At 72.3% G+C, this 13,483-nt stretch carries 10 protein-coding genes; 5 read left to right on the plus strand and 5 right to left on the minus strand.

Features of this window, described 5'->3' with window-relative positions; all coding sequences use genetic code 11:
• The first annotated feature begins 179 nt into the window (after positions 1-179).
• The 3 genes from OG912_RS19835 (at position 180) to OG912_RS19845 (ending at position 4,897) form a co-directional block, all read left to right on the plus strand.
• Positions 180-1,919 (plus strand): N-acyl-D-amino-acid deacylase family protein, encoded by a 1,740-nt coding sequence (locus OG912_RS19835; protein ID WP_327710510.1) that lies wholly within the window; start codon positions 180-182, stop codon positions 1,917-1,919.
• Positions 1,916-3,379, plus strand: coding sequence for an aldehyde dehydrogenase family protein (locus OG912_RS19840; RefSeq protein WP_327710511.1), 1,464 nt, complete (start codon positions 1,916-1,918; stop codon positions 3,377-3,379). Before OG912_RS19835 ends, OG912_RS19840 begins: the two co-directional genes overlap by 4 nt.
• Before the next feature lie 174 nt (positions 3,380-3,553).
• Positions 3,554-4,897, plus strand: coding sequence for an MFS transporter (locus OG912_RS19845; RefSeq protein WP_327710512.1), 1,344 nt, complete (start codon positions 3,554-3,556; stop codon positions 4,895-4,897).
• Here the strand turns inward: OG912_RS19845 and OG912_RS19850 are convergent.
• Positions 4,894-6,444, minus strand: a complete 1,551-nt coding sequence (locus tag OG912_RS19850) for a CehA/McbA family metallohydrolase (protein WP_327710513.1) — start codon at positions 6,442-6,444, stop codon at positions 4,894-4,896. The two genes, OG912_RS19845 and OG912_RS19850, sit on opposite strands and share 4 nt — an antisense overlap.
• A gap of 170 nt (positions 6,445-6,614) precedes the next feature.
• Positions 6,615-6,971 carry a hypothetical protein gene (locus OG912_RS19855; protein WP_327710514.1) on the minus strand — a complete coding sequence of 119 codons (357 nt, stop codon included), beginning with the start codon at positions 6,969-6,971 and terminating at the stop codon, positions 6,615-6,617.
• Positions 6,972-7,068: 97 nt separating this feature from the next.
• Here OG912_RS19855 and OG912_RS19860 point away from each other — a divergent pair, with 97 nt between their 5' ends.
• Entirely contained in the window at positions 7,069-7,914 is an 846-nt protein-coding gene (locus OG912_RS19860; protein ID WP_327710515.1) for an LLM class F420-dependent oxidoreductase, read from the plus strand.
• A 27-nt stretch (positions 7,915-7,941) separates the two neighbouring features.
• Here the strand turns inward: OG912_RS19860 and OG912_RS19865 are convergent, their stop codons facing one another.
• From OG912_RS19865 to OG912_RS19875, 3 genes are all read right to left on the minus strand, one after another.
• Positions 7,942-8,646, minus strand: a complete 705-nt coding sequence (locus OG912_RS19865) for a L,D-transpeptidase (RefSeq protein WP_327710516.1) — start codon at positions 8,644-8,646, stop codon at positions 7,942-7,944.
• Positions 8,647-8,743: 97 nt separating this feature from the next.
• Positions 8,744-10,921 (minus strand): choice-of-anchor A family protein, encoded by a 2,178-nt coding sequence (locus tag OG912_RS19870; RefSeq protein ID WP_327710517.1) that lies wholly within the window; start codon positions 10,919-10,921, stop codon positions 8,744-8,746.
• Between the two features lie 142 nt (positions 10,922-11,063).
• A complete protein-coding gene (locus tag OG912_RS19875; protein WP_327710518.1) occupies positions 11,064-12,569 on the minus strand; it encodes a hypothetical protein in 1,506 nt (501 codons plus the stop codon).
• A gap of 139 nt (positions 12,570-12,708) precedes the next feature.
• On the opposite strand from OG912_RS19875, the gene OG912_RS19880 reads away from it, so the two are divergent.
• Positions 12,709-13,473, plus strand: coding sequence for a MerR family transcriptional regulator (locus tag OG912_RS19880; RefSeq protein WP_327713479.1), 765 nt, complete (start codon positions 12,709-12,711; stop codon positions 13,471-13,473).
• Positions 13,474-13,483: the final 10 nt, after the last annotated feature.

Genomic DNA, 13,483 nt, shown 5'->3' on the forward strand with positions numbered 1-13,483 from the left:
CCCCCGTACCCCCGCTCCTCAATCGCCGGAGGGGCTCGATTCTGCCCGGCTGGGCTTGATTCCCACCCCCACACGGGCGGCGTCTTCCCGGACCGCCGCTCCGCGAGCCGGGGTGCGTACCGCGGCCGTACGCACCCCGGCGCACACCCATGTTTGGACACCACGGAAGGGACCCCGTCATGCTCGACCACCTCATCCGCGGAGCGACCGTCGTGGACGGCACCGGCGGGCCCTCCTACCGCGCGGACCTCGGCATCCGGGACGGCCGCATCGCCGTCATCGCGGAGCCCGGGACCGTCGCCGAGGAGGCCGTGACCTCCGAGGACGCCACCGGCCTCGTCCTCGCGCCCGGCTTCGTCGACCCGCACACCCACTACGACGCCCAGCTCTTCTGGGACCCGTACGCCACCCCGTCGATGAACCACGGCGTCACCACCGTCGCCGGCGGCAACTGCGGGTTCACCCTCGCCCCGCTCCATCCGGACCGGCCCGAGGACGCCGACTACACCCGGCGCATGATGTCGCGGGTCGAGGGCATGGCGCTCAAGGCCCTGGAGGAGGGCGTCGAATGGAGCTGGTCCAGCTTCCGCGAGTACCTCGACGCGCTCGACGGGCGGATCGCCGTCAACGCCGGTTTCATGGTCGGCCACTGCGCCCTGCGCCGCCACGTCATGGGCGCGGACGCGGTCGGCGGCCAGCCCACTCCCGCCCAACTCGACGCCATGCTCGCCCTGTTCCACGAGGCGATGGACGCCGGGGCATGGGGGCTGTCCACCACCCAGTCCTCCACGCACTCCGACGGTGACGGACAGCCGGTCGCCTCCCGCCACGCACTCCCCGAAGAGCTCCTCGCGCTGTCCCGGGCCGTCGGCGAGCACGAGGGCACACAGATCGAAGCGATCGTGGCCGGCTGCCTCGACCAGTTCTCCGACGACGAGATCGACCTGTTCGTCGACATGACCGCCGCCGCCGGACGCCCGCTCAACTGGAACGTCCTCACCATCGACGCCGCCGTCCCCGAACGCGTACCGCGCCAGCTGATCCCCAGCGAGCGCGCCCGCCGTGCGGGCGGCCGGATCGTGGCGCTCACGATGCCGATCCTCACTCCGATGAACATGTCGCTCGGCACGTTCTGCGCCCTGAACCTGATCCCCGGCTGGGGCGACATCCTCGCCCTCCCCGTACCGGAGCGCATCGAACGGCTCCGCGACGCCGACACCCGCGCCGAGATGCTGCGCCGCGCCAACAGCAAGGAGGCGGGCGTCTTCCGCCGCCTCGCGAACTTCGGCCGGTACGTCATCGGCGACACGTACAGCGAGGCGAACGAGGGCCTCAGCGGGCGGGTCGTGAAGGACATCGCCGCCGAGCGCGGCCAGGACGCCTTCCAGTGCCTGGTCGAGATCTGCGCGGCAGACGAACTGCGTACGGTCCTGTGGCCGATGCCCACCGACAACGACCCCGACTCCTGGGCGCTGCGCCGGCGGACCTGGGAGCACGAGGACGTCATGCTCGGCGGCTCCGACGCGGGCGCCCATCTGGACCGGATGTGCGGCGCCCCGTACACGACCCGCTTCATCGGCGACTGTCTGCGCGGCCGCAAGCTCGTCCCGCTCGAACAGGCCGTCAAGATGCTCACCGACGACCCCGCACGGCTTTTCGGCCTGCGCGACCGGGGACGCGTCGAGGAGGGCTTCCACGCCGACCTCGTGCTCTTCGACCCCGAACGCATCGACGCGGGCCCCGCCACCCTCGTCCACGACCTGCCGGGCGACAGCCCCCGGCTCGACTCCAAGGCCCTCGGCATCGTGTCGGTCCGCGTCAACGGGGTGGAGACCCTGCGCGACGACAAGGTGACCGGTGCGGTCCCCGGGACGGTGCTCCGTTCCGGCCGCGACACCCGGACGGTGAGCACGCAATGACCACGACCCCGCAGCGCCTCTTCATCGACGGAGAGTGGACCGAACCCGCCGACGGCCACTACGAGGTGGTCGACCCGGCCACCGAGGAGACCGTCGGTTTCGCCCCCGAGGCGAGTCGCGCGCAGGTGTGCGAGGCGGCCGCCGCGGCCCGTGACGCCTTCGCCACCTGGTCCCGCACCCGCCCCGAGGAACGCGCCGCGATCCTCGACCGCGCCGCCGACCTGATGCAGCGCGACTTCCTCGCCAACGCCGCACTCGCGCAGGCGGAGAGCGGCGCGACCACCGGTACGGCCCGGGGCATGCAGGTCGCCGTGGGCGCGGCCCGCTTCCGGCGGTACGCGAAGGGCGCGCTGGAGCCGGTCGAGGAGGCCGTCCCCCCGCAGATCAACGAGGCGGGTCCGATGGGCCGTGCCGGGATCTTCGGGGCGCTCGCCGTCCGCCAGCCGGTCGGCGTCGTCACCTGCATCACCTCGTACAACAACCCCTGGGCCAACCCGGCCGGCAAGATCGCCCCAGCGCTCGCGATGGGCAACACGGTCGTCGTGAAACCGGCCCCGCAGGACCCGCTCTCCGTCTACCGGATGGCCGAGGCCCTCGCGGAAGCGGGCGTGCCGGCGGGCGTCGTCAACGTCGTCAGCGGTTCGGCCCCCGGAGTGGGCGAGGCCGCGGTCGACTCGCCGGACGTCGACATGGTCAGCTTCACCGGCTCCACGTCCGTCGGGCAGCGCATCGCCGAGATCTGCGGCCGGAGCATGAAGCGGCAGCTGATGGAGCTGGGCGGGAAGGGTGCGGCCGTCGTCCTCGACGACGCGGACCTCGACTCGGCAGTCGCCGGCATCGGGACGACGTTCTCGTTCTACAGCGGACAGATATGTACGGCTCCGACCCGCGTCCTGGTCCAGAGAGGCGTGCATGACGCGCTGATCGAGAAGCTCACCGCGTACGCCGGGTATCTGACGGTCGGCGATCCGAGGGCGAAGGGCACGGTCGTCGGTCCGGTCATCTCCGCCGCGCACCGCGACCGCATCGAGTCGTACGTGGAACTCGGGCGGAAGGAAGGGGCCCGGATCGTCACGGGCGGCGAGCGTCCGGAGCCGACCGGCCGCGGCTTCTACGTCGCCCCGACGCTGCTGGCCGACTGCACCAACGACATGCGGGTGGTGCGGGAGGAGATCTTCGGTCCGGTCGTGGTGGTCGTCCCCTTCGACGACGAGGAGGAGGGCATCGCGCTGGCCAACGACAGCGACTACGGACTGATCGACTACGTCTGGTCCGGCGACGTGGCCCGCGCCTTCCGGGTCGCGCGCAGACTGCGTGCGGGCGGGGTCGGGGTGAACACCATCGGCCGGAACATGGAGGCCCCGTTCGGCGGGTTCAAGCGGAGCGGTGTCGGGCGGGACGTCGGTTCGTACGCCCTGCACGCGTACAGCGAAACGCAGTCGATCGTCTGGCCGGGCTGAGGAGGATGCGGGTCTGAGGGGGCTCGCTCGCGCGCCGTGAGGCGGGGCGCCGGCCGGTCCGATTCGGGCGGCGGGCATGTATCTCGCCATCAAGTATCTTGACATCGAGAATAACTCCCGGCAGGCTGCCCTGGTCTGTATGTCTCTTGATGTCGAGATAACCGGGGGTGGGCGGTGCGCCGCACGGCGGGAAGCGGAAGCTCGGGGAAGAAGCAGGGTGCGGGTGGGCAGGGGCTGTTGGCCCAGCTGCGCAAGCCGCCGGGCGGCCGGGACGCCCGGATCATGCTGCTCGCCCTGGCCGTCGACCGCACCGGCTCCGGCCTGTGGGCCGCCTCCTCGGTCCTCTACCTCACCTTCGTCACGCATCTGAGCCCCCAGCAGATCGGCGTACTGCTGGGAGCGGCCGGGGTGGCGGGCATCGCCGGCTCCCCCCTGGCCGGACGGCTCGCCGGCCGCTTCCCGGTCCGCCCGCTGCTGATCGGCTGCCACCTGCTCCGGCTGCTCACCCTGGCCCTGGTGCTGACGTGCACCGGGTTCACGGCCCTGCTCCCCGTGATCGCGGCCACCTACCTCGGCGACCGGGCGGCGAAGACGCTGGAGATGCTGTTCGCCACCCGTGCGGCGGGCGAACGCCGGGCGGCCTACCAGGCGTTGTCCCGCAGCGCGGCCAACGCCGGCTACGGCGTCGGCGCCGGTCTTGCGGCCATCGGCCTGGCCATCGGCACCGCGGACGCCTACCGCGCCATGATCCTGGCCAACGCGCTGTCCTTCGCCGTCGCCGCCCTCCTGGTCCGGCGCACCGGCGAACCGCGCGACACGGTGACGGTGGAAGTGGCGAGGAGCGAGGCGCCCGGCGCCAACCCGGTGGCTCCCCGCGCCCCCGCCCGGCCCAAGGGCCCGTGGCGCGACCGCGGCTACCTCCGCTTTGTCCTCCTCGACATCCCGATGAACCTCGACGACTCCGTCCTCGGCGTCGGCCTGCCCCTGTGGCTGGTGAGCAGCACCTCCGCGCCCCACGCCCTCGTACCGGCCGTCCTCGTCATCAACACCGTGCTGGTCGTCACCCTCCAACTGGCCGTCTCCAAAAGGGCGGAGGGGCCGCACCGCGTGCTGCGCACGGTCGTCCTGTACGGAGTCCTGATGGCCGCGTGCTGCGCCCTGCTCGCCGCCGCCACCCGGTGCGGGACCTGGACGGCCGCGGTGGTCCTGCTCGCGGCGGCGGTGCTGGTCACCCTGGCGGAGCTGATGCGCTCGGTGAGCTCGTGGGAGCTGGCCGTCCTGCTCGCGCCGCCCGGCGAACGGGCCGCGTACCTGGGGGTGGCCGGCATGTCCCAGTCCATCCAGAAGTCCGCCGGGCCGCCGCTGCTGACGGGAGTGGTCATGGCGGCAGGACCGGCGGGCTGGCTGGTGCTCGGAACGGTGGTCGCGGGGCTCGCGCTCGTACAACAACGCTGCTGTGCGCAGCGGTTGCGTACCCTCGCGTCATCCGGCCCGGAGCGCGCGGCGGTGACCGCCTAACCCTCCAGGAACACCGGATTGGTGAGCGCCGCAAGGGCCCCGGGCAGTCCCGGCACCGAGACCGGGTGGCGGACCTCGGCGCGCACGTAGGCGGCGTAGGCGGGCGTCGTACGCCACTGCACCGTCTCCGTGCCCGACTCCGGGAGTGTGGCCGTGAACAGCGTGCCCTGGTCGGTGACGAAGTGCGCGGTGCAGCCTGGCGCCCCGGTGACCTCCAGCCGTACGGTGACGGGCGTGTCGTCCCCCGCGACCCGCAGCCGCTCCCCGATACCGGCATGCTGCCCGCGCCCGCCCGAGGCGCCGAAGGCCAGCGAGACGGCCGAGGACTCCGCGATGTAGGAGCGCCCGGCCCGGATCCCGGCCAGGACCGCCTCGCGCGACAGCTCGTCGGCGAGCACGACGGTCTGCGGGAGCCCCACCCTGTCCGGCTCCCGGTGGGCGTCGCTGTTGCCCATGGCCGGCACCCACGCACGACCTGAACGGGCCGCAGCCACGAGCGAGTTGTCCCACTCGGCGAGGGCGATCTCGTCCTCCGGGGTATACGCCCCGTTCCACACCTCCACCGCGTCCGCCTCGCCGAAGCCGAACTTCCAGTGGCAGCCGATGCAGGTGGCGTGCGGATGGGCGGGCACGACGAGACCACCGGCCCGGCGCACGGCCTTGGCGTAGTGCCCGAACCGGTTGTCCCTGGCCCGGTAGCGCCAGTCGACCCAGGTCCCCGCGTCGGTGCCGAGCGCGATCACGTGCCCGTTGCGGGTGGTGACCTCCTCGCCGGTGAGGACGAGCAGGTCGTCGCCCCACAGCCCGCCCCAAGCGCCGTGTGCGGACGTGGTGTTGTGCTCGCTGCTGTTGATGAAGTCGAGCCCGGCCGCACGGGCGGCGGCGGCGATCTCGGCCGGGGTCCGCTTTCCGTCCGAGTGCACGGAGTGCAGATGGCAGTCCCCGCGGTACCAGGCGCGCCCGCGCCCCTTGACGCGCTCCGGCGGATACACCGGCTCGGGCGTGGACCCGGCCGCGCCGAGGCGCAGGGTGACCGTCACCTCGTACGGCAGCCCCTCGGGCGCCACGGTGTACGGACCGAGGGCGATGTGCCAGGTCCCGGCCCGTACGGGCCCCGCGAGATAGCCGGGAGTCGCCTCGTCGGCCCGGATGAAGAAGCTGCTGCGCGCCCCGCCGGACCACCCGCGGAACCCCGGCCCGCCCAGGTCCGTGCCGCGCTCGTCGAAGATGCCGATGTCGAGGGCGTTGCCCTGCGTACCGGCGGGGACGGGCGGCTTCTCGTACGCGTACGAGACCGCGATCTCGGCGACGCCGCGCGGCACGTCGACCGGCAGGTAGACGTAGTCGGGCGACCCGGTGGGCAGGACGCCGCGCACGGTCCGGGTGCGGGTCGAGCCCTCCGGGGCGTCTGTTCCCTGGGCTTCTGCTTTCTGGGCGTCTGCGGCATCGGCGAAGCTCACGGTGGACAACGTGAGGGCGGTGGCGGCCGTGGTGACGAGAAGGCCGCGCCTGGCGATCGGACGGTGCGCGGGATGCGGTGCGGGCATGCGAGGGCTCCCGGGGCGTCGTGGGCCGAGACGAGGTCTCCGTACCCGACACCGTGGCGGGGCCCGTTGAACGCCGCGTGAACGCCGGGGAGCCGGCGGGACGGCCACCGGGGAGCCGGGCGGAATCCGCACCTCCCGCCACCCGGCCGGGGCGGCGCGAGGTGCGGAGGCTATGAGTTGCGCCGTGCCCGCGAGATGAGCACGAACGCGATGATGCCGACCACGATCACGGCCAGCACGATGCCCACGACCAGCCCGCCACCGAACCCGCCCGAGCCGTGCCTCCGCCGCTTCTTGCTCTTGCTCTTACTTTTGCTCTTGCTCTTGTACGTGTGCGCGGCCTCGCGCACCCCGGTGTGGACGGCTGCCGCACCGTCCGTCTGTCCCGCGCTCTGCACCGACGCGGTACGGGAGGCGGCGGAGGCAGGAGCCGGCGCGGCGGCAGTAGCCGCGACGGGTGCGCCGCCGACGAGTACGCCCGTCAGGAACAGAGCGGTGAGAGCGGTGCGTGTACGCGTACGAACCATGGTGATGGACCTCCCCCGAAGTCGCCGAAGGCTCGGCTTTGCGCACCGTACGGCATACGTTTGAGCCGCCACCAGACAACGACGGAGGTGTCCTCGAATGCGGATCGCCACAACGATCTTCCTCACCGACGAAACGATCACACCGGTGCGGCTCGCGCGCCAGCTTGAGCAGCGGGGATTCGCCGGGCTCTATCTTCCGGAGCACACGCACATTCCGGTGAGCAGGGAAACTCTTTACCCGGGGGGCGGCGACCTGCCGCCCGAGTACGGCCGCACCCTGGACCCGTTCGTCGCCCTCGGCCAGGCCGCCGCGGTGACCGAACGGCTGGCGCTCGGCACCGGAATCACGTTGATCACCCAGCACGACCCGATCGATCTGGCCAAGCAGATCGCCACCCTCGACCACCTGTCCGGCGGCCGTTTCACGCTGGGTCTCGGCTTCGGCTGGAACGTGGAGGAGGCGGCGGACCACGGGGTGAACTGGTCGACGCGCCGGGAGCTCGGCCGGGACCGGATGGCGCTGATGCGCGCCCTGTGGTCGTCGGAACCGACCGCGTACGAGGGTGAGTTCGGCTCCGTCCGGGCCAGCCACGCCTACCCGAAGCCCGTCCAGAAGCCCCGCGGCCCGGTGGTCGGCCCGCGCACCCTGATCGGCGGCGCGGCGGGCCCGAAGCTGTTCGCGCACATCGCGGAGTACGCGGACGGCTGGATGCCGATCGGCGGCCGGGGCCTGACGGAGTCGGTGCCGGTGCTTCGTACGGCCTGGGAGTCGGCGGGCCGCGACCCGAAGGACCTCCAGGTGATCCCGTACGCGGTCCTGCCCAGCCCGGGCAAGCTGGCGCACTACGCGGACCTGGGCATCGAGGAGGTCGTCCTCCAACTGCCCCCGGCTGCCGAACCGGAGGTCCTGCGGACGCTGGACGCGTACGCGGAGTACCTCTGAGAGGCGGCCGGCCGCCTCGGGCCGTCGTCAGCCGGCCGTGCCGGGCTTGACGCCCCATACGTAGACGCGGTCGTCCACCGCGAGGAGGTCCCACAGTGCCGCCGCGTCGTCCACGGTCAGGTTGACGCAGCCCGCCGAGCCGCCGCCGTCGTACAGGTCCCCCGGATGTCCGTGGAGGGCTTGTCCGCCGTCGAAGAACTGGGCGTACGGCATGGGTGCGTTGTCGTAGATCGTGGAGACGTGGTCGCGGTGGCGCCAGTAGATCGAGTGCCACCCCGGTCGGGTCTCCTGCGCGTCGCGGCCCGTACGGATGGGGGCGGGTCCGAAGACGACCCGCTTGCCCTTCTGCACCCACAGCAGTTGGCGGTCCATGTCGACGCAGGTGACGCGGGTGGTCTCGACCGGGCAGTGACCGGCGGCGTTCGGGGCGGGTGCCGCTTCGACGACCAGCACGGTGCGGTACGTGCCGAGGTCGGCGTGGCCGTCGGCGTGGGGCCGGCCGTGCGCGGTCTGGAAGGAGCGGATGGCCCGGCAGTCGGCCGCGGACTGGCGGCCGTCCACGGGCCGGCCCAGGTGCTTCTCCAGCTGCCGCTGGTACGGGCCGGCCGGGGCCGTGCACGCGGTGTCGTCCGCGGCGGAGGCGGCCGGGGCGGCGACCGAGGGGGCCGCGGTACACAACAGTGCCGTGGCCGCTGTGGCGACCACGGCACCGATGAGGCTGTTGGGGCGCACTGCCGGACCTCCTGGCGGATCGGGAACCGAAGTCCTGCCAGCCAAGCAGTGCGCCTGCCCGGCCGCCCATTGATGGGCGGCCGGGCGAGTGATCAGGTCAGGCGCGTGCACCCTCGTGGACGCGCTTCTTGCAGTCCTTGCCCTTGCAGGGCTCGCCGCGCTTGTTGGACAGCTCGACGGTGACGCCCTGCGAGCTGTTGGCCTCCGTTACCTCGTACGGCCCCGAGACGGGGTTGGCCGGCAGGACGTAGCCCTCCGGGACAGCGATCTCGCGAAGGTAGTACTCACCGAGGGGCAGATCGTCGAACGTGCACTCACCTGTGTCGTCGGTCGAGCACCCCGCGTCGGCGAGCGTGTCGGGATTCGTGCCGGTCGTCTGCAGTCCGGGCACGTCGTTGGTCTCGCGCCACAGCTCGAAGACGGCTCCGGCCAGCGGCTGCCCGTTCTTCGTGTCCGTCTTCTCCAGGGTGAGCGAACCCGTGACCGGCGGTACGGACTCTTCGGTGTTGGTGGCTTCGATCTGGACGCCGGTGTCGGCGTTGTCCTCTGTCAGTACGAGTGGTCCGAAGACGGCCGGGTCCGGCAGCTCGTAGCCGTCGGGTGCTGCGGTCTCTTGCCAGTAGTACGTGCCGGGCGTGGTCGTCTCGGCGCACACGCCGTTGGCCGGTGTGGTGCAGGTGGTCACCTGGGTGTCCGGTGTGGTGCCTGTGGTCTGGAGGCCGTCGACTCCGTTGGATTCGCGCCAGAGTTCGAAGTCTGCGCCGGCGAGCGGGTCGCCGGTCTCCGCGTCGGTCTTGAGGACCCGCACCTCGCCCGTGACCGGCGGTACGGACTCCTCGGTGTTGGTGGCTTCGATCTGGACGCCGGTGTCGGCGTTGTCCTCTGTCAGTACGAGTGGTCCGAAGACGGCCGGGTCCGGCAGCTCGTAGCCGTCAGGCGCTGCGGTCTCGCGCCAGTAGTACGTGCCGGGCGTGGTCGTCTCGGCGCACACGCCGTTGGCCGGTGTGGTGCAGGTGGTCACCTGGGTGTCCGGTGTGGTGCCTGTGGTCTGGAGGCCGTCGACTCCGTTGGTCTCGCGCCAGAGTTCGAAGTCTGCGCCGGCGAGCGGGTCGCCGGTCTCCGCGTCGGTCTTGAGGACCCGCACCTCGCCCGTGACCGGCTGCGGTCCGTCGCAGTCCGGGAGGTCGCCGTTGAACGGATACGCGTGGAACTCCTGGCCGCCACCGCCGGTCGCGGAGCTGGTGTGCGTCACCGAACCGGTGGTGAAGAACCTGCCGTTGACGCCCGGGAGGGACACGGTGGTCATCGAGGACTGCTCGCCCATCAGGAAGCTGCCCTGGAACTGACCCGTGCCCGCCAGGTCCACGCTGGTGGCGTCGGGGAAGTTCCACAGGAGACGTTCGCGGTAGGCGTTCAGCGGGTCGGTGTCGTCGTCGATTCCGCCGCTGAAGGTGTTGATCGTGCGGTCGGCCCCGATGACGTTGACCAGGATCGTCGCGTCGTCGGGGATGCCCGCGAAGACGACGCCCTGCTGGCCGCCGCCGTCGGCCGTCATGTCGAAGTCGACGTTGAAGACCTGGAGGGCGGACGTTCCGTCACCCGTGAAGAGCGTCTGCGTGCCCTGGTTGACCGCGGTCCCGGTCGGGGTCCGGAGCTCTCCGCCGGGCCGCGCGTAGCACTGGCTGGCGTCGGTGAGCTGGTCGCGCAGGTCCGCGTAGGGTTCCGCGGCGTCCGGGTCCTGGACGAGGGCCCCGGTGACGGTGCCGGTCTGCGCACCGGCGTAGCGCACAGTGCCCACCTCGTCGACGATGCCGCCCGTCGTGTCGAGGGTCTCGCCGGCGGCGATCGTCACGTCTCCGCCGGTGGTCAGGAAGTCGGAGTCGACGGGCGGCGGAACACGGGATCCGACACCGACGATCCCGAGGTTGTACGACTGGCCCGCCTCCGGGTCCTTGTCCTGGTCGAAGTCGTCGAGCACCACGACACGGCCCTCGGCCTCGGCCGCACGGCCGCGTACGAGGAAGTCGTCCCCGACGTAGATGTTGATCGCGTCGTCCCGGCCCGCGAAGTCCCCGTTGTTGATCTCCGGGAACGGGTCCGGGCAGTCGCCCGGTACGCACGGGCCGAGCCCGCCGGGCAGGGGCGCGGCGACGGCGGGCGTCGCGCTCAGGCCGAGGGTGAAGGCGGGGACGACGGTCGCCAGTACGGCGCACGCGGCGCCGGTGGTGCGGGCGCGTGCCCGCAGCGCGGCAAAGCGCTTGGTCATGGGTCTCATACGGGCATCCTGGGCAGCATCGGCGCACCGGCCCCGAGGCGACACGTGCCATTGCCCCGTCCAGTGGCCGACCCCACCCGGACGGACCGCCCCCGGACGCGCCCCGGTCCACGCACCAGCTCTGTGTCCCGGGCGCCCCCGTTCAGCAGTCCGCCCCGGCCACCACTTCAGGAACCGCCGCGATCAGCTCGTACATCGTCGCGACCGGCAGCGCCGGATTCGCGGCGGCCCGCCGGCCGAGCTCCGGGTCGTCGAGCAGCGCCGCGATGCGGTCCTGCGGCAGCCGCGGGTGGCGTGCCGCGTCCGCGCGGACCTGCGGGTCGGGGTCGCGGGTGAGCCGGTCGGCGACGTCCCCGGGCATCCCGGGGTCGAGCAGGGCCAGCCGCCGGACCGCGGGACCCTCGGCGCCGGCGAACCGGGCGAGCCCGGCGCGGGGGAAGTTGCCGTGCCCCGTCAGATGCCACCGGCCGCGGCCGGTGTACTCCAGGAAGGAGCGGAGCAGCAGCGCGGCCGGGGCGTCCGGATGGTTCTGGCCGAGCAGGACCCGTACGCCGAGGTCGGAGTCCTGAGCCAGAAGCGCGACCAGGTCGGCGGGGAGATGCAGCTCGCGAGCGGCCCGCCGGCGCAGGAGCGGGTGTGCGGACAGCGCGTGGGCGCGGACGAGCTCCAGGTCGGGCACCAACTCCGGGTCGTACACCGGATAGTGGCAGTACGACTTGTCCTGCTCCACCTCGTAGTCGATCGCGGCCCGTTCCTCCTCGGTCAGCGCCGGATGCACGGAGAGCGCGAGGCGCACCTCCGGATCGGGGTCCACGGCGAGTGCGCGGCGCTCGGCCGGCCCCAGGTCGGGCCGCTGGGCGACGTGGGTGCGCACCTTGGGGTCGGGGTGTGCGGCCAGCAGGGCCACGGTCTCCGGCGGCACACTGGCATTGCGGGCGATCAGCCGGGCGTGCCGCGGCAGGGCCTCCGCCACGACGTCCGGGGCGAGTGCTCCGTACATCAACAGGTGCGTGTGCGCATGGCAGGGGTGCGCGGGAAGGTCCTCCCGTACCGCGTCGGGGTCCCGGAGCCGGGCGTACGAGCGGCTGTTGGCGGCGGCCGCCTTCTGGACCTCCGGGTCCGGGTCGGCCAGCAGGGCGGCCAGCTCGCGGGGTGTCAGGGAGCGCCAGCCATTCGCCCCCATGTGACGGACCTTCGCCGAGGGATGGGTGGCCATCGCACGCCGGAGACCGGGCGAGATCAGCCGGTTGAGCTCCCACAGGAGGTCGTCCTCGTACGTCTCGATGATCCGCACGACGGTCCGGTCCGGCAGCGGCCGGGGCATGCACACATCGTCGGCCCGGGGCTCCCGGGCCAGACGCCCCCGTACGCGGTACTCCGGATCGTCCACCAGCCGTGCCCGCTGCTCCGGGTCGGCGTACGGGTTCTCGGCGAAGAAGCCGCGCGTGGTCCCGTCCGGGTGGGCCACGACCGCGTCCACTACGGGGTCGGGGAGCACCCGGTCCCGGCACAGCGCCATCCGTACGGCAGCGGACTCGCTCGCCAGCAGCCGCAGCAGGACGTCGACGGGCGCGGCCGGATTGAGCGCCAGACCGATCAGCCGGCGTTCGGCCGGACCGGCGGACTCGGATATCTGTTCAGGGGTCACGGCGGGATGGTCCCACGGCCTGGCGACCTCCCGGCCGGGAACGAGCCCCCGCCGCGTCCGGCTTGCGCTTTCCGTTGCGTCAACTCCTACGGTCATGTGTGTGGCCGGAGGAACCGGCCCGGTGAAGGGAGGCGCGGCCATGGCCTGGTCGATCGCGGAGGTGGTGCGGATGTCCGGGGTGACGTCCCGGACGCTGCGGCACTACGACGAGATCGGCCTGCTGCCGCCTGCGGGGATCGGGAGCAACGGGCACCGCTTCTACGAAGAGGCCGGACTGCTGCGCCTGCAGCGGATCCTGCTGATGCGGGAGCTGGGTCTGGGGCTGCGTGAGATCCGGCGCGTGCTGGACGAGCGCACCGACCCGGTGAGCGCACTGCGCGAGCACAGCAGGCGGCTGCGTGAGGAGCGTGACCGGCTGGACACGCTCGTCCGCACGGTCGAGCGGACCATCACCGAACTGGAGGAAGGAAAGGACGGCAACGACATGGCGAAGATCAACAGGCCGGAGAACCTGTTCGAGGGCCTTGAGCACACCGCGGAGGAGGACACCGAGGCGCGCGAGCGGTGGCCGGCGGCGTGGGAGGAGTCCCGCCGGGCCCGGGACACGATGACCGATGCGGACCAGGAGGCGTGGCAGCGGGAAACCACCGCGCAGATGATCCGGCTCGCGGAGTTCATGGTCGCGGGCACACCGGCCGACGACCCCGCTGTGCAGGCGGAGACGGACGCGCACTTCCGGGGCATCTGCCGGTTCTGGACGCCGAACGCGGAGGCCTACCGGGGCCTGGGCCGGACGTACGTCGACGACCCGCGGATGCGGGCCAACTTCGACCGCATCGCCGACGGCCTGGCCGCGTACCAGCGCGATGCGATGGTCGTGTACGCCGAGGCCCGCCTGAGCTGACCGGGGCCGC

The organism is Streptomyces sp. NBC_00464 (assembly GCF_036013915.1).
Lineage (GTDB): Bacteria > Actinomycetota > Actinomycetes > Streptomycetales > Streptomycetaceae > Streptomyces.